Below are 15205 nucleotides of genomic sequence, written 5' to 3' on the forward strand. Positions count from 1 at the left end.
GAAAAGGGCCGCCGGATCTCTCCGACGGCCCCTTTTCTGGTCAGGCCCGATCAGTCCTTGAGGAAATCGGGAATGTGGCTTTCGCCGCCGCCACAGTCTTCGCGCGGGCCGCGATCGTCGCGACGCGGACCGCGGTCACCGCCGCGCCCGCCGCGATCACCGCCGCGTCCACCACGGTCGCCGCCGCCGCGCGGGCCGCGCCGGTCGCCGCGATCGCCGCCGGGGCGGTCACCACGGGGCTCGCGGGGAGGACGGGTGTCCTCCAGCTCCTCGCCGGTTTCCTGGTCGACGACACGCATCGACAGGCGGACCTTGCCGCGGTTGTCGATCTCGAGGACCTTGACCTTCACGGCCTGGCCTTCGCTGACAACGTCGGTCGGCTTCTCGACCCGCTCGTTCTTCATTTCGCTGACATGGACGAGACCGTCCTTGCCGCCCATGAAGTTCACGAACGCGCCGAAATCGACGATGTTGACGACCTTGCCGTCGTAGATCTTGCCGACTTCGGCCTCTTCCACGATGCCCGAGATCCACTTGCGAGCGGCCTCGATCTGGCTGAGGTCGGACGAAGAGATCTTGATCAGGCCTTCATCGTCGATGTCGACCTTGGCGCCGGTTTCGGCGACGATCTCGCGGATCACCTTGCCGCCGGTGCCGATGACGTCGCGGATCTTCGACTTGTCGATCTGCATCGTCTCGATGCGCGGCGCGTGGGCCGACAGCTCGGTGCGGGCAGAGCCCAGCGCCTTGGTCATCTCGCCCAGGATGTGCGCGCGGCCGGCCTTCGCCTGCTCGAGCGCCTGCGCCATGATCTCGCGGGTGATCCCGGCGACCTTGATGTCCATCTGGAGCGAGGTGATGCCCGCTTCCGTTCCGGCCACCTTGAAGTCCATGTCGCCCAGGTGATCCTCGTCACCGAGGATGTCGCTGAGCACGGTGAACTCGCTGCCTTCGAGGATCAGCCCCATCGCGATGCCCGAAACCGGGCGCGTGATCGGCACGCCGGCGTCCATCATCGACAGACAGCCGCCGCAGATCGTCGCCATCGAGGACGAGCCGTTGCTCTCCGTGATGTCCGACAGCACGCGGATCGTGTAGGGGAAGTCTTCCTTGCTCGGCAGCACCGCACGCAGCGCGCGCCAGGCGAGCTTGCCGTGGCCGATGTCACGGCGCGAAGGCGCCCCGAAGCGGCCCACTTCACCGACCGAGTACGGCGGGAAGTTATAGTGCAGCATGAAGTTCGAGTAGGAGAGACCCTCCAGCCCGTCGATCATCTGCTCGGCGTCCTTGGTGCCCAGCGTGGTGGTGCAGATCGCCTGCGTCTCGCCGCGGGTGAACAGCGACGAGCCGTGCGCGCGGGGCAGGAAGCCGACGATCGCCTCGATCGGGCGGACCTGGTCGGTCTTGCGGCCGTCGATGCGCTGGCCGTCCTTGAGGATCGCGCCGCGGACGATGTCCGCCTCGATCTTCTTGGTCAGCTTGTTGGCGACCATCCGGGTCTGGCCGTCGAACTGGTCCGAAGCGTAGTGCGCCTTGACCTTGTCGCGGGCCGCATTGAGCATGTCCGAACGATCGGACTTGCTGGTGGTCTTGTAGGCTGCCGCGATGTCGTCGCCGATCATCGCCTTGATGGCGGCTTTCATCTCGGTCTGGTCGTCGGCCTGATTGACCTGCCACGGTTCCTTGGCAGCCTGCTCGGCGAGATCGACGATCAGGTTCACGACCTTCTTGATCTCGTCGTGCGCGAACATCACGCCGCCGAGCATGATCTCTTCCGAAAGCTCCTTGGCTTCGGATTCGACCATCATCACCGCATCGCCGGTGGCGGCGACGATCAGGTCGAGCGCGCCATCGGCCGCTTCGCTCTGCTTGGGGTTGAGCGTGTACTCACCATCGACATAGCCGACACGCGCCGCGCCGATCGGGCCCATGAAGGGCACGCCCGATATGGTCAGGGCAGCCGAAGCCGCGATCATCGCAACGATATCGGGCTCGGTCTCGCCGTCGAACGACATGACCTGCGCGATCACGTTGATCTCGTTGTAGAACCCTTCCGGGAACAGCGGACGGACCGGACGGTCGATCAGGCGGCTGGTCAGCGTTTCCTTTTCGGTCGCGCCGCGCTCACGCTTGAAGAAGCCGCCCGGGATGCGCCCGGCGGCAGAGAACTTTTCCTGGTAGTGGACGGTGAGAGGGAAGAAATCCTGCCCCTCCTTGACCGACTTGGCGGCGGTCACGGCGCACAGCACCACGGTTTCGCCGTAAGTGGCCAGAACGGCCCCGTCGGCCTGGCGAGCGATACGCCCAGTTTCTAGGGTGAGGGTCTTTCCGCCCCACTCCATCGATACGGTCTTGGTGTCGAACATGTAGTCTTTTCCTTCGCCCGCCTGCCCTATTGCAAGGCGGGGTTTGCTGCCGGGGATGCCGTCCCGGTCCGGTGCGGGGCTTTTCTCTCGCCCCCGGGCAGCAGGCCGGATGCCCGCGAGCCCAAATGCAAGAAGGGCGGCTTCGAGCCGCCCTTCCCGCGAAACTTACTTGCGAAGCCCGAGCTTCTGGATGAGCGCGTTATACCGCTCGACATCGATCTTCTTGAGATAGGCGAGCAGGCTGCGGCGCTTGTTGACCATCATCAGGAGACCACGACGCGAGTGGTTGTCCTTGTGGTGGTCCTTGAAGTGCTCGGTCAGGTTGCGGATACGCTCGGTGAGGATCGCGACCTGCACTTCGGGAGATCCGGTATCGCCCTTCTCGCGGGCGTTGTCCTTGATGATCTCTTGCTTCTTTTCAGCGGTAATCGTCATTCAATCGTCTTTCGCGGCATCGGGGAAGTGGAAGCCGCGGACGACTTTCGCCGTCCCCCCTTCGGCCTCCATCAGCGCCACCGGCACGCCGGCGCATCGCGCGAGAAAGAGCCCGTCGGGCAAGGCTTGACCGGACAAGACCCGGCCCTGGCGGGCCGCCTGCGCGTCTGTCCGATCGAGTTCGTGGGCCGGGATACCGTCCAGCCCCGCCTCTAGCGGCAGGAGGTGGTCTTCAAGGGGCGCGCCCTTACCGATTTCATTGAGCGTGTCCAGCGAAATCGCCTGTTCCAGGCCGAACGGGCCCGCCCTGGTGCGCCTTAGATAGGTCACGTGACCCACGGTTCCAAGGGCGCGCGCGATGTCGCGCGCCAACGACCGGATGTAGGTGCCCTTCGATACGTGCGCCCGCAGGGTGGCCGAGACGTCGTCCGCATCGACCAGGTCGAGCGCGTGGACCGTGACCGCGCGGCTCGCCAGCTGTACCGCGTGCCCGGCCCGCGCGAGGTCGTAGGCCCGCTCACCACCTACCTTGAGCGCAGAATAGGCTGGCGGCATTTGCTCGATCGGTCCGGTGAAGCGCGGCAGGACCGCTACGATATCCGGCCGCGTGGGCCGGTGCTCGCTTGTCGCCACGACCCTACCCTCGGTATCGAGCGTATCTGTCTCCTCGCCGAAGCAGACGGTGAATTCATAGACCTTGCTCGCATCGAGCATGCGGCCCGCAAGCTTGGTCGCTTCGCCCAGCGCGATCGGGAGCACCCCCTCGGCCAAGGGGTCAAGAGTGCCCCCGTGGCCGATCCGCGTCTTGCCTTGGCCACCTTCGCGCAGGTTGCGCTTCACCGCCGCCACCGCCTGGGTCGAGCCGAGGCCGCGCGGCTTGTCGAGCACCAGCCAGCCGTGGGGGATCACGAAGCGCCCGCGACCCATTCGGCGAGCGCGAAGAACCAGCCTTGCAGCCATTCGACCGGCGGGCCGACGACCTTTTCGATGATGCCCGCGTCCGGAAATGCCCAGTTCGCCGCGATCAGCGCAACGAACAGCAGCATCCCGACATTGCGCAGCTTGGCATACTGCGCGGCAAGACTGCGCGGCAGCATTCCTTCGACGATATGCGATCCGTCGAACGGCGGAATGGGCAACAGGTTGAACAGGGCGAGGAAGCCGTTGATCAGGATGAACAGCTGCAGCCCGGCGAAGACGTATTCACTGACGCCTGCGGGCGGCGCGACCAGTGTCCCGGCGTAGAGCCCGAGCGCCACCGCGCCGAGCGTCGCCAGCAGCAGGTTGGTTGCCGGGCCGGCGGCCGCCACCAGCATCATGCCGAGGCGCGGATTGCGCAGCCGGTTGAAGTTTACCGGCACCGGCTTGGCCCAGCCGAACACGGGACCGCCGAACAGCGCAAGCGCGCCGGGCACCAGCAGGGTGCCCACCGGATCGACGTGGCGGATCGGATTGAGCGTCAGCCGCCGCCGCTCCTTGGCGGTCGGGTCTCCCAGGGCGAGCGCGGCCCAGCCGTGAGCGACCTCGTGAAAGACGATCGCGATCACCAGGCAGGGGATCAATAGCAGGGCGAGTTGCAGCGTTTCGGACATGGCGCTTATCTGGTGGCTGCGAGCGCTTCGCTGAAGTGCTTGCGACACAATGCGACATAGCGTTCGTTGCCGCCGACTTCGGTCTGTGCGCCCTCGCGCACCGCTGCGCCGGTTTCATCCACCCGCAGGTTCATCGTCGCCTTGCGGCCGCAATGGCACACGCCCTTCAGCTCGACCAGCTTGTCGGCGATGCCGAGCAGCGCGGCCGAACCGGGGAACAGCTCGCCCTGGAAATCGGTCCTGAGGCCGTAGCAGACCACCGGTATGGCCGCCTCGTCCGCCAGCCGCGCGCATTGCCAGACCTGCTCCTTCGTCAGGAATTGCGCCTCGTCGATCAGCACCGCATCGAGCGGTTCCGCAAGGTGCGCGGCCATGATCGCCGACCAGATATCGGTCTGGGGCGTGTAGCGATGCGCATCGGCCTCGAGCCCGATGCGGCTTCGCACCATTCCTTCGCTGCGGATGTCGAGATCGGCCGTCCACAGCGAGGTGCGCATCCCGCGCTCCCGGTAGTTGAAATCCGCCTGCAGCAGGGTCGAAGACTTTCCGGCATTCATGCTGGCGTAGTAGAAATAGAGCTTGGCCATCAGTCCCGAAGCTCATCCGTGTCTGCATCGAGATCGCGCGCGACTTTCGGGTCGCTCAGCAGACGCTCGATCCGCTCGGCCTCGTCGAAGCTCTCGTCGGGCTTGAACTGCAGCCTGGGCGCGAACTTGAGGCCCAGCCTTTTTGCCACCTCGCGCTGGAAGAACGCGGTGTTGGTGCGCAGCGCCTTGAGCACTGCGGTCTCGTCCTCGCCCAGCAGAGGCTTCATATAGGCGCTGGCGTTGCGCAGGTCGGGCGTCATGCGCACCTCGGTCACGCTGACCGAATGGGCGGTCAGCACGTCGTCGTGCGCTTCCCCGCGCGCGAGCAGCTCCGACAGGATGTGCCGCACACGCTCGCCTACCTTGAGCACGCGGACCGACTGCTGCTCGGGTGTCGCGGGGTTGCGGGCCATCAGTCCCCCTCCTCCATCTTGGCGAGAATGCGCTTGAGCGAGGTCATGTTGCGCGCCGTGCTCCGGCAGCCAAGCCGCCGCTCGATGAATGCGCCCGTCAGCCTGCTGTTGCCCACGCCTTCCACGTAATCGACGTAGAGCGCGCGGTCACCCGGCGCGATCCTTTCAGGGCCGCGCCCTTCGTAGGCGGCGACGAGATCGGCGAACTGCGCCTCGCTCGGCATGCCAGAGAGGAAATGGGTGTGGACCTGCTTGTCCTCGCCCGTCCCATGGAACGGGTTTCCGTCGATCGCTGCGCGCAGTTCCTCGCGGCTGCGGACCGCGGCGAAGCTGTCGATGTCGAAGCGGTCGCGCAGGATATAGGCGAACTTGTCGCCCAGGCCCTGCGAGGGGCGCTCGTCGTGCGAGAAGAGCACATTCCCGCTGGCGACCACCGTCTCGACCTCCTCGATGTCCTCGCGCTCCAGCGCATGGCGCAGGTCCGCCATCAGCAACCGGTTGCCGCCGACGTTGATCGAACCGAGGAACGCGACGTAGCGAGCCATGCGTTACAGGACCCGCTCGCGCTCCTCGACCTCGAACACCTCGAGCTGGTCGCCGGCCTTGATGTCGTTGGTGTCGGCCAGCACGACGCCGCACTCGAGGCCCGTGCGCACTTCGTCGACATCTTCCTTGAACCGGCGCAGCGACTGGATGGTCGTTGCCGATACGATGACGTCGGCGCGGGTGAGACGCGCGTGCAGCCCCTTGCGGATCGAACCTTCGACGACCAGCAGGCCGGCCGCCTTGTCCTTCTTGCCCGCGGGGAACACCTGCTTGACCTCCGCACGGCCGAGCACGTTCTCGATCCGCAGCGGGCCGAGCACGCCGGCCATCTCCTTCGAGATTTCCTCGGTCAGGTGGTAGATGACGTCGTAGTACATCATCCGCACCTTGTCGCGCGCCACCAGGTCGCGGGCCTTGGGATTGGGACGGACGTTGAAGCCGATGATCGGCGCCTTCGAGGCCGCCGCCAGCGTCACGTCGCTTTCGGTAATCGCACCAACCCCTGCGTGCAGCACGCGGACCTTGATGTCGTCGTTCGAGATCGCGTGGAGCGCGTTGACGATCGCCTCGACCGAACCCTTCACGTCGGCCTTCACCACCACCGGGAACTCGACCACGTCGCTCTTCAGGTTGGAGAACATCGTGTCGAAGTTGGTCGGCGCCAGCGCGGTGCGCTTGGCGGTCGCCTGCTCCTGGCGGTACTGCGCCACTTCGCGCGCCCGCTGCTCGTTCTCGACCACGGTCATCTGCTCGCCCGCATCAGGCACGCCGCCGAGGCCCAAGACCTCGACCGGGACCGACGGGCCGGCTTCCTTCACCTGCTTGCCCTTGTCATCGACCAGGGCGCGCACGCGGCCGCTTTCGGTGCCGACGACGAAGGTATCCCCACGCTTGAGGGTGCCGCGGGTGACAAGAACGGTCGCGACCGGGCCGCGGCCCTTGTCGAGTTGCGCCTCGATCACGGTCGCCTCGGCGGCGCGATCGGGGTTGGCCTTTAGCTCGAGAAGCTCGGCCTGGAGCAGGATTTTCTCGATCAGCTCGTCGAGACCCGCGCCCGTCTTGGCGGAGACCTCCACGTCCTGCACGTCGCCGCTCATCGCCTCGACGATGACTTCGTGCTCGAGCAGGCGCTCGCGGATCTTCTGCGCATTGTATTCCGGGCGGTCCGACTTGGTGATCGCCACGATCATCGGCACGCCGGCGGCCTTGGTATGGCTGATCGCCTCGATCGTCTGCGGCATGATTGCGTCGTCACCGGCAACGACCAGGATGACGATGTCGGTCACGTTCGCGCCGCGAGCGCGCATCTCGGTGAATGCGGCGTGGCCGGGAGTATCGAGGAAGGTGATCTTGTCCTTCCCCTTGGTGGTGATCTGGTAAGCGCCGATGTGCTGGGTGATGCCGCCGGCCTCGCCCTTGACCACATCGGTCCCGCGCAGCGCGTCGAGCAGCGAGGTCTTGCCGTGATCGACATGGCCCATGATCGTCACGACCGGCGGACGCGGCTTGAGCGTGTCCTCGGGATCGACGTCGCCGCTATTCACGATATCGACGTCGCTCGCCGAAACGCGGGTGAGGTTGTGGCCGAATTCCTCGACCAGCAGCTCGGCGGTGTCCTGGTCGATGGTCTGGTTGACGGTGACCATCATGCCCATGTTGAACAACGCCTTCACGAGGTCGGCGCCCTTTTCCGCCATGCGGTTGGCGAGTTCCTGTACGGTGATCGCCTCCGGCACGACCACGTCGCGAACCTGCTTCTCGCGCGGCTTCGACGGGCCGCCGTGAGTGCGGCGTTCCTTCTCGCGGGCCCGCTTTAGCGCGGCGAGCGAGCGCGCGCGGCGGCCTTCGTCCTCGTTGAGGGCGCGGGTGACCGTCAGCTTGCCCGAACGACGCTTGTCGTCCGCTGTCGCACCGCGTTCGGGGCGTTCGGGGGCGCGCTTGTCGTCCTTTTTCTTGACTTCCGGACGCTTGATTTCAGGGCGCGCGACGGGGGTAAACCGGCGCGGAGCTGTGGTGGTTTCAGCCGGTTCCGCGGCGGCGGGGGCGGCATCAGCGGCAGCCTCGGCAGCGGGCGCTTCGGCCGAAACGGGCGCGGATTCATCGGCAGCCACGGGCTCTGCCGCCGGAGCCGCGGGCTCGGCGATTTCGTTTTTCGCTTCGGCGCGCCGCTTCTCTTCCTCGATCGCGCGAAGACGTTCCTCCTCCTCGCGCTTGCGGGCTTCCTCGGCCAAGCGCAGGCGATCCTCTTCGGCCTCGCGCTGAAGGCGCGCGACGCGCTCCTGCGGAGTCTCGTTCGAAGCGGCGGGCTTGCGCGCGGCAGGGGCCGGAGCGGGTTGCGGCGGGGGCGGAGGAGGAGGCGGCGGAGCGGCCTCGACAGGCGGCGGAGTCGGCGCGGCGGCCTCACCGGGCTTGCCGACCAGTCGGCGACGCTTGACCTCGACCACCACCTTGTTGGTGCGGCCGTGGCTGAAGGTCTGCTTGACCTCGCCCGCGTCGACCGAACGCTTGAGCCCAAGCGGCTTGCGTTCGCGCGGAGTGTCGGTGCTGTCGGTCATAAAACTGGTCTTCGTCCTTCGATCAATCGTCTGTCCCGGCGAGCGCGGGCTCGTCCGGGTCCGTCATGGGGCGCTTACCGCCGAGAAAATGCATCAGGCGCGAGAGCGCGAGAGACACCCGCGCGGCAGCGGCCGGGTCGGCCAGCGCCATGTGGACGACGTTGTCGCGGCCCATTGCCACAGACAAAGCCGCCCGGTCCAGTGGCAACACGGTTCCCGCGAGGCCCGATCCTTCCGCCTCGCTGCCGACGCGCCACGCCTGGTCGAGCTTGCGGCTGCCGTCTGAACTGGCGTCGGACGCGTGGAGCAGCAGCTCCACCGCCCCGCCGCGCGCGTGCTCGGCGATCCGCTCGGACCCCAAGATAAGGTGCCCGGCGCGCATTTCGAGGCCCAGGCGGTCAAGCAGCACGCGGCGCAGGCCATCCTCTACAAGTTGAGGCAGGTCGTCAGGAACCGTCAGCGCGGCGCCCTTGAAGGCCCGGGTGAGCGCGCCCTTGAGCTTGCCGCCACCTTTGCCGGCGCCCATCGCCGCTTCGAGTTCGCCGCGCGACACGCCGAGCCACGCGCCGCGGCCGGGTGCGCGGGCAAGCGGGTCGGGCAGAACCAGGCCATCCGGAGAGATCGCCAGCCGCACAAGTTCGCCCCGCCCGCCATGCTCTCCCGAAAGGATGCAGCGGCGTTCGGGCTCGGACTTGCGCGCACGCGGGGAGGCTTCCGCGGAGGATGCACCCCCACGGCCGCGTTGGCTCGACGCCTCAGCGATGTCGGACGTCAGGCGCTCATTGTTCGGAGTCCGCATGGGCGGCCTCCTCGGTGTCGGCATCCGGGGCAGTGGCGTCAGCGGTGGCCGGCTCGTCATCGAACCAGTGCGCGCGGGCGGCCATGATGATCTCGTTGCCCTGCTCTTCGGTCAGGCCATACTCGCCGAGCACGCCCCCCTTGTCTTCTGGCTTGGGCCGGTCGCTGCGCAGGCGCGGGCCATCGGTCGGCGCGGGCTGGCGGCGGCGCGGAGCCTCGCGCTTCTTGGCGATGAGCTCGTCCGTGGCCAGATCGGCAAGATCGTCGAGCGTCTTGATGCCACCCTTGCCGAGCGTCACCAGCATCGCTTCGGTCAGGTGCGGAATCTCGGCCAAAGCATCTTCCACGCCGAGCGCGCGGCGTTCCTCGCGGTAAGCGGCGTCGCGGCGTTCGAGCGCCTCGAGCGCGCGGCTCTGAAGCTCTTCGGCAAGTTCCTCGTCGAAGCCTTCGATGCTCGCCAGTTCGGACAGATCGACGTAAGCGACTTCCTCCAGTTCGGCGAAACCTTCTGCGACGAGCAGCTGCGACAGCGTCTCGTCGACGTCGAGCTCTTCCTCGAACGTCTTGGAGCGCTCCGAGAACTCGCGGCTGCGCTTCTCGCTCGCCTCTTCCTCGGTCATGATGTCGATCTGGTGGCCGGTCAGCTGGCTCGCGAGCCGCACGTTCTGGCCGCGGCGGCCGATCGCGAGGGAAAGCTGATCGTCAGGCACCACCACCTCGATCCGGCCATCTTCTTCATCGAGCACGACGCGGCTGACGGTGGCGGGCTGGAGCGCGTTGACGACGAACGTCGCAGTATCCTCGCTCCAGGGGATGATGTCGATCTTCTCGCCCTGCAGTTCCTGCACGACGGCCTGGACGCGGCTGCCCTTCATGCCGACGCAGGCGCCGACGGGATCGATGCTCGAATCGCGGCTGATCACGCCGATCTTGGCGCGGCTGCCCGGGTCGCGGGCGGCGGCCTGGATGGTGATCACGCCGTCATAGATTTCGGGCACTTCCTGCGCGAACAGCTTCTTCATGAATTCCGGGTGCGCGCGGGAGAGGAAAATCTGCGGTCCGCGGTTGTTGCGCTCGACCTTGGTGATGAGCGCGCGCACGCGCTCGCCGACGCGGGCGGCCTCGCGCGGGATCTGCTGGTCGCGGCGGATCACGCCCTCGGCGCGGCCGAGGTTGACGATCACGTGGCCGAATTCGACCGACTTGATCACGCCGGTGATGATCTCGCCGGCGCGGTCCTGGAATTCATTGAACTGGCGCTCGCGCTCGGCATCGCGGACCTTCTGGAAGATCACCTGCTTGGCGCTCTGCGCGTCGATGCGGCCGAGATCGACCGGCGGCAGCGGATCGACGATGAAGTCGCCCAGCTTGGCGTCGGCCTGCAGCTTTTGCGCCTGTTCCAGGTTCACCTGCTTGAAGTAGTCGTCCACTTCCTCGACCACCTCGACCACGCGCCAGAGGCGCAGATCGCCGGTCATCGGGTCAAGCTTGGCGCGGATGTCGTTCTCGTTGCCGTAGCGCGCGCGGGCGGCCTTCTGGATCGCTTCTTCCATCGCCTCGATGACGATGGCCTTGTCGATCATCTTCTCCGAAGCGACCGAGTTGGCGATCGCGAGCAGCTCGGCGCGGTTGGCGGAAATCGAGGTTGCCATGGTGGTCTTACTCTTCCTCTGTCTCGAGAATCTCGTCGGCACCTGTCGTGTCGAGCGGTCTGGTGGCGGCGATAAGCGCGTCGGTGAGGACGAGCTTGGCCGAATGGATCTTGTCGAGCGGTAGCGTCACGCGGCCTGCCGAGCGGTCTTCGATGGACACCTTGTCGCCCTCTATGCCGACCAGCGTCCCACGGAAGTTGCGCTGCCCTTCGGCATCCTTGGCGAGGCTGATCTTCGCCTCGTGGCCGGCCCAGTTGGCATAGTCCTTCGGCCGGGTCAGCGGACGGTCGATTCCGGGGCTGCTGACTTCGAGGTGATAGGCGCCCTCGATCAGTTCCTCGCCTGCTTCCTCGGCCTCGTCGATCACCGCCGACACACGGCGGGAGAGCGCGGCGCACTGGTCGATCACCAGCTGTCCCGTCGCCGGGTCCTCGGCCATGATCTGCAGCGCCATGCCTCCGTCGCCCGCCTCGCTCGCCATCATCTTCACCCGCACGAGCTCGAACCCGAGCGCCTGCGCTTCGGGCTCGATCAACTGGGTCAGGCGGGCGATATCGGTCAAACTCGTGCTTTCGAATGGTCCTGCCGCAAGCGCCCGCTGCGCCGGCCCCTTGCGGCGCCAGCCCCTCAGTGTCGCGACAATGTGGGATTGATCGCGCAGATAAGCGCAAGCCGCCGCAAAGGCAAGCGGCAAGAACGGCATTCCCACCCCGGGTTTGACACCGGCAGCGGTCGGTGACAGCATCGCATGCATGACGACCTTCTTTCGACACCTCGGCGGTCAACTCCTCGCGGGCATCTAGCCCCGGCCGGCGCGGTACGCCCCGGACCGGGGCAAGGAACCGCCCGCGCCGCGCAAATGCGGCGCCACGACCAGTCGAAAGAAACCTCCATGGCTACCCAGCAAGCCGCCACGCGGCCCCCGATTCTCATTGCCGAAGGCGAGGCCGACGCGCTCGCCGACCTGGCGGTTGCCGTCGCCGACCGTCATCCGATCGTCAGCAGCCTGCTGCTCGAGGAACTCGACCGCGCCGAAGTGCGCCCTTCTTATGACATACCGTGTGACGTGGTGACGATGGGGTCCACGGTCGAATTCCTGGTCGAGGAGACCGGGGAGAGGCGGACAGTGGAACTGGTTTATCCCAGGGACGCCGACATCGAACAGGGCCGGGTATCGATCCTCACGCCTGTCGGAGCGGGCCTGCTCGGGCTGCGCACCGGACAGTCCATCTCATGGCCCGACCGGGGTGGACACGAACGGGTGCTGACGATCGTGAAGGTCGCCCGGCCGGCCTAGGCCGCCTCGCCCTCGCCTGCTCGCTCGGCCAGCCCGTGCTTGCGGATGCAGTGGCGAAGCTGGTCGTAGCTGAGACCCAGCGCCTTGGCCGTCTGGCGCTGGTTCCAGCGATGACGGCCGAGCGCGTGCTCGACGATCGCGCGCTCGTGCGCCTCCACCGCTGCGCGCAAGTCCGCGATGCTGTCGTAATCGGTCGCCGGCGCCGCCGGCTCGCCCCGCTGGGCGGAGGGCGCCTGATGGACGCGTGGCTGGCCGCCGGCGCCCGACGGCTTCCACGGGCTTTCGAACGGGTCGAACACGATGTGGCCGATCGGGCTGCGCGGATCGTTCCACCGATAGACCGCGCGCTCGATCACGTTGCGCAACTCGCGCACGTTGCCGGGCCACTGGTAGCCCTCGAGTTGCTCGCACACATGGTCAGCGAAGCCGGGCCATTGATCCCAGCGCATCTCGGAAGCCATCCGCCGCCCGAAGAATTCCGCCAGCACGAGAATGTCCCCCTCGCGCACCCGCAACGGAGGCAGTGTGATGACCTCGAAACTCAACCGGTCGAGCAGGTCGGCGCGAAACTCGCCCCGATCGGCCAGGGCGGGCAGGTCCTCGTTGGTCGCGGCGACGATGCGCACATCTACCCGGATCGGACGGTTCGAGCCGATGCGGGTAACCTCGCCGTATTCGACGGCGCGCAGTAGGCGTTCCTGCGCCTGCATCGACAGCGTGCCAAGCTCGTCGAGGAAAAGCGTGCCACCGTCGGCCTCCTCGAAACGACCCTCGCGGGCGCGGGTGGCACCGGTGAAGGCGCCTGCTTCGTGCCCGAACAATTCAGCCTCGATCAGCGTTTCGGGCAGCGCGGCGCAGTTCATTGTGACGAGCGGCTCGCCCCAGCGGGTGGACAGGCGGTGGAGACGCTCGGCGATCAGTTCCTTGCCCGTCCCGCGCTCGCCGACCACCAGCACCGGGCGGTGCATCGGGGCGGCCTGGCTGGCGCGCTCCACCGCGTCGAGGAACGCTCCCGATTGGCCGATGAACTGGCTTTCCCGCTCCATGCCCAACCTATAGCGAATTACGCCATTTGTCGGCAAACGAAACCATCATGTCGTTCGTCGAAATCGCACGCGCATCCGTAAATCGAAATTGGCACGCCCCTTGCTGAATGGTGAACATCATTCACGGGAGCACCCATCAAATGTTCGACCGCCGTTTCCTGCAGACCCGCCTTGGACAGGCCGCGACCGCGAGCATCGCCGCGATGGCCCTGTTCGTGGCGCTGAGCAGCCAGATCCAGGCGACCCCGGCCTACGCCGCCGATCCCGTTCTCCACTCGGTGGAACTGGCGTGAACGCTCCGACCTCCGACGGCCCTTTCGGCGACGATCCGTTCGACCCCCTAGGGCCGGAGCGCACTACCCCCCCGTCCCGCGGATACCAGTCCCCCCGCGACGATAGCGCTCCGGCCCGACCTTCCCGCCTCGGCGGGAAGAGCCGGATCGAGCAGGAAGTCGAACGGCTGCGGCGCAGCCCCACCCCCACCCAGTCCCCCATCCAGCGGGACATCGCCAACTATGGAGTCGCCTTCATGGGTATCTTCAGCCGCACCCGGGACATCATCGCGGCCAATTTCAACGACATGCTCGACAAGGCCGACGATCCGGCGAAGATGATCCGCATGATCATCCTCGAGATGGAGGAAACCCTGGTCGAGGTGCGCGCCAGCGCCGCTCGCACGATCGCCGACCAGAAGGAAATGCACCGCCACACGATCAAGCTGGAACGGCTTCAGTCCGACTGGGCGGAAAAGGCCCAACTCGCGCTCAGCAAGGATCGCGAGGACCTGGCCCGCGCGGCGCTGGTCGAAAAGAAGAAGGCGGCCGACATGGCCGAGCAGCTCAAGCAGGAAATCGCCGTCCTCGACGATGCCCTGCGCGCCTACGAGCAGGACATCGAAAAGCTCCAGGTCCGCCTGCGCGAAGCGCGCAGCCGGCAGACCGCGATCGCCGCGCGGCTGGAGAGCGCGGAGAACCGCGTCAAGCTGCGCAGCCTGATGACCAACGAACGGGTGGACGACGCCCTCAGCCGCTTCGATCAGCTCGAGCGCCGGGTGGATTACGCCGAAGGCCGGGCCGATGCCCTGAGCATTGCCGACGGCACCGGCAAGCCAAGCCTTTCGGACGAAATCGCGGCGCTGGCCGGTCAGGACCAGATCGACGACGAACTTGCACAGATGAAACGCGCACTCGGCCTCGACGACCAGGCGGGTGACGACGAAACCAGGGAGGGCTGAGGGCCGTGGATACCATAGTAGTCGTGGCGATACTTTTCATCGCCCTTCCGTGGATCATTCTCCACTACATCACGAAGTGGAAGACCGCTTCGACCATCACGACCGACGACGAATCGCTGCTGGATGAGCTGTACCACCTCGCCAAGCGCCTCAACGACCGGATGGAAACCGTGGAACGCCTCGTTGCCTCGGACAACCCCGAGTTCAAGCCCGCTCGCCTGACTCACGAGCGCGAGCTCGACGACGAGCCGCTGCGCGAACTCGACCGCATGATTGCCGAAAAGAAGGGAGCCCGCTCGTGAACAGCCCGCGCACCACGCTCTACCGCGACAAGCAGAATGCCAAGCTGCTCGGCGTATGCTCGGGCATCGCGGACTACACCGGGGTCAACGTCCTGTGGGTCCGGCTCGCCTTCATCATCCTGCTGCTGACGGTCGCGCCGATCCTGCTGCCGGGATATTTCCTGGCCGGGATGGTCCTGAACAAGAAGCCGGCGCACCTCTACGTCGATCACGAAGAGCAGAGGTACTGGCAGCGCGTCCGCCAGAGCCCGCAGCGCACTGCGCGCGAGATCCGCGGCAAGTTCCGCGAGATCGACCGCCGCCTGGCCGACGTGGAGACGTACTACGTCACCAGCAATCCGCGCCTTTCGGCTGAAATCGAGCGGCTGCGCTGAAACCGCCG

Annotated in this window: 17 protein-coding genes; 5 read left to right on the forward strand and 12 right to left on the reverse strand. The window is 66.6% G+C overall.

What is annotated here, in order from left to right; all coding sequences use genetic code 11:
• Window positions 1-50: 50 nt before the first annotated feature.
• The 11 genes from pnp to rimP form a co-directional block, all read right to left on the reverse strand.
• On the reverse strand, window positions 51-2366 hold the full coding sequence (gene pnp, locus IEW58_RS10285) for a polyribonucleotide nucleotidyltransferase (RefSeq protein ID WP_188645034.1): 2316 nt from the start codon (window positions 2364-2366) through the stop codon (window positions 51-53).
• Between the two features lie 165 nt (window positions 2367-2531).
• Entirely contained in the window at window positions 2532-2801 is a 270-nt protein-coding gene (gene rpsO, locus IEW58_RS10290) for a 30S ribosomal protein S15 (protein ID WP_188645035.1), read from the reverse strand.
• Window positions 2802-3728: a tRNA pseudouridine(55) synthase TruB gene (gene truB / locus IEW58_RS10295; protein ID WP_188645036.1), complete on the reverse strand. Its 927-nt coding sequence runs from the start codon at window positions 3726-3728 to the stop codon at window positions 2802-2804.
• Window positions 3707-4393, reverse strand: a complete 687-nt coding sequence (locus tag IEW58_RS10300) for a site-2 protease family protein (RefSeq protein WP_188645037.1) — start codon at window positions 4391-4393, stop codon at window positions 3707-3709. The genes truB and IEW58_RS10300 overlap by 22 nt, the downstream gene beginning before the upstream one ends.
• 5 nt (window positions 4394-4398) lie before the next feature.
• Window positions 4399-4980: a thymidine kinase gene (locus IEW58_RS10305; RefSeq protein ID WP_188645038.1), complete on the reverse strand. Its 582-nt coding sequence runs from the start codon at window positions 4978-4980 to the stop codon at window positions 4399-4401.
• The gene (rbfA, locus tag IEW58_RS10310; RefSeq protein WP_188645039.1) at window positions 4980-5393 is read right to left on the reverse strand and encodes a 30S ribosome-binding factor RbfA; all 414 of its coding nucleotides are present in this window, start codon (window positions 5391-5393) and stop codon (window positions 4980-4982) included. The genes IEW58_RS10305 and rbfA overlap by 1 nt, the downstream gene beginning before the upstream one ends.
• Window positions 5393-5938 (reverse strand): DUF1697 domain-containing protein, encoded by a 546-nt coding sequence (locus IEW58_RS10315; RefSeq protein WP_188645040.1) that lies wholly within the window; start codon window positions 5936-5938, stop codon window positions 5393-5395. The genes rbfA and IEW58_RS10315 overlap by 1 nt, the downstream gene beginning before the upstream one ends.
• Window positions 5939-5941: 3 nt before the next feature.
• A complete protein-coding gene (gene infB / locus IEW58_RS10320) occupies window positions 5942-8494 on the reverse strand; it encodes a translation initiation factor IF-2 (RefSeq protein ID WP_188645041.1) in 2553 nt (850 codons plus the stop codon).
• A 22-nt stretch (window positions 8495-8516) separates the two neighbouring features.
• On the reverse strand, window positions 8517-9293 hold the full coding sequence (locus tag IEW58_RS10325; protein WP_188645042.1) for a DUF448 domain-containing protein: 777 nt from the start codon (window positions 9291-9293) through the stop codon (window positions 8517-8519).
• Window positions 9274-10944, reverse strand: coding sequence for a transcription termination factor NusA (gene nusA / locus IEW58_RS10330; RefSeq protein ID WP_188645043.1), 1671 nt, complete (start codon window positions 10942-10944; stop codon window positions 9274-9276). Before nusA ends, IEW58_RS10325 begins: the two co-directional genes overlap by 20 nt.
• Window positions 10945-10951: 7 nt before the next feature.
• On the reverse strand, window positions 10952-11506 hold the full coding sequence (gene rimP, locus IEW58_RS10335) for a ribosome maturation protein RimP (RefSeq protein WP_188645044.1): 555 nt from the start codon (window positions 11504-11506) through the stop codon (window positions 10952-10954).
• A gap of 330 nt (window positions 11507-11836) precedes the next feature.
• On the opposite strand from rimP, the gene rnk reads away from it, so the two are divergent.
• A complete protein-coding gene (rnk, locus tag IEW58_RS10340) occupies window positions 11837-12241 on the forward strand; it encodes a nucleoside diphosphate kinase regulator (RefSeq protein WP_188645045.1) in 405 nt (134 codons plus the stop codon).
• On the opposite strand, the gene pspF is transcribed toward rnk, so the two are convergent.
• Window positions 12238-13287: a phage shock protein operon transcriptional activator gene (gene pspF, locus IEW58_RS10345; RefSeq protein ID WP_188645046.1), complete on the reverse strand. Its 1050-nt coding sequence runs from the start codon at window positions 13285-13287 to the stop codon at window positions 12238-12240. The two genes, rnk and pspF, sit on opposite strands and share 4 nt — an antisense overlap.
• Before the next feature lie 140 nt (window positions 13288-13427).
• Between pspF and IEW58_RS10350 the strand changes: the two genes are divergently transcribed.
• From IEW58_RS10350 to pspC, 4 genes are all read left to right on the forward strand, one after another.
• A complete protein-coding gene (locus tag IEW58_RS10350; protein WP_188645047.1) occupies window positions 13428-13580 on the forward strand; it encodes a hypothetical protein in 153 nt (50 codons plus the stop codon).
• Between the two features lie 167 nt (window positions 13581-13747).
• Window positions 13748-14521, forward strand: coding sequence for a phage shock protein PspA (gene pspA, locus IEW58_RS10355; RefSeq protein ID WP_373284773.1), 774 nt, complete (start codon window positions 13748-13750; stop codon window positions 14519-14521).
• A gap of 5 nt (window positions 14522-14526) precedes the next feature.
• Window positions 14527-14823, forward strand: coding sequence for an envelope stress response membrane protein PspB (gene pspB / locus IEW58_RS10360; RefSeq protein ID WP_188645048.1), 297 nt, complete (start codon window positions 14527-14529; stop codon window positions 14821-14823).
• Complete coding sequence (gene pspC, locus IEW58_RS10365) at window positions 14820-15197, forward strand: envelope stress response membrane protein PspC (RefSeq protein WP_188645049.1); 378 nt, start codon at window positions 14820-14822, stop codon at window positions 15195-15197. The genes pspB and pspC overlap by 4 nt, the downstream gene beginning before the upstream one ends.
• Window positions 15198-15205 lie beyond the last annotated feature (8 nt).

Source organism: Tsuneonella deserti (assembly GCF_014644315.1).
GTDB classification, from domain to species: domain Bacteria; phylum Pseudomonadota; class Alphaproteobacteria; order Sphingomonadales; family Sphingomonadaceae; genus Tsuneonella; species Tsuneonella deserti.

What these genes read in the sequence shown, in the direction of transcription:
- IEW58_RS10350 (WP_188645047.1), top strand. Translation starts at nt 13,428, where the DNA reads ATGTTCGACCGCCGTTTCCTGCAGACCCGCCTTGGACAGGCCGCGACC.
- nusA (WP_188645043.1), bottom strand. Translation starts at nt 10,944, where the DNA reads ATGGCAACCTCGATTTCCGCCAACCGCGCCGAGCTGCTCGCGATCGCC.
- IEW58_RS10325 (WP_188645042.1), bottom strand. Translation starts at nt 9,293, where the DNA reads ATGCGGACTCCGAACAATGAGCGCCTGACGTCCGACATCGCTGAGGCG.
- truB (WP_188645036.1), bottom strand. Translation starts at nt 3,728, where the DNA reads ATGGGTCGCGGGCGCTTCGTGATCCCCCACGGCTGGCTGGTGCTCGAC.
- rbfA (WP_188645039.1), bottom strand. Translation starts at nt 5,393, where the DNA reads ATGGCCCGCAACCCCGCGACACCCGAGCAGCAGTCGGTCCGCGTGCTC.
- IEW58_RS10315 (WP_188645040.1), bottom strand. Translation starts at nt 5,938, where the DNA reads ATGGCTCGCTACGTCGCGTTCCTCGGTTCGATCAACGTCGGCGGCAAC.
- pspF (WP_188645046.1), bottom strand. Translation starts at nt 13,287, where the DNA reads ATGGAGCGGGAAAGCCAGTTCATCGGCCAATCGGGAGCGTTCCTCGAC.
- rpsO (WP_188645035.1), bottom strand. Translation starts at nt 2,801, where the DNA reads ATGACGATTACCGCTGAAAAGAAGCAAGAGATCATCAAGGACAACGCC.
- pnp (WP_188645034.1), bottom strand. Translation starts at nt 2,366, where the DNA reads ATGTTCGACACCAAGACCGTATCGATGGAGTGGGGCGGAAAGACCCTC.
- IEW58_RS10305 (WP_188645038.1), bottom strand. Translation starts at nt 4,980, where the DNA reads ATGGCCAAGCTCTATTTCTACTACGCCAGCATGAATGCCGGAAAGTCT.
- infB (WP_188645041.1), bottom strand. Translation starts at nt 8,494, where the DNA reads ATGACCGACAGCACCGACACTCCGCGCGAACGCAAGCCGCTTGGGCTC.
- rnk (WP_188645045.1), top strand. Translation starts at nt 11,837, where the DNA reads ATGGCTACCCAGCAAGCCGCCACGCGGCCCCCGATTCTCATTGCCGAA.
- IEW58_RS10300 (WP_188645037.1), bottom strand. Translation starts at nt 4,393, where the DNA reads ATGTCCGAAACGCTGCAACTCGCCCTGCTATTGATCCCCTGCCTGGTG.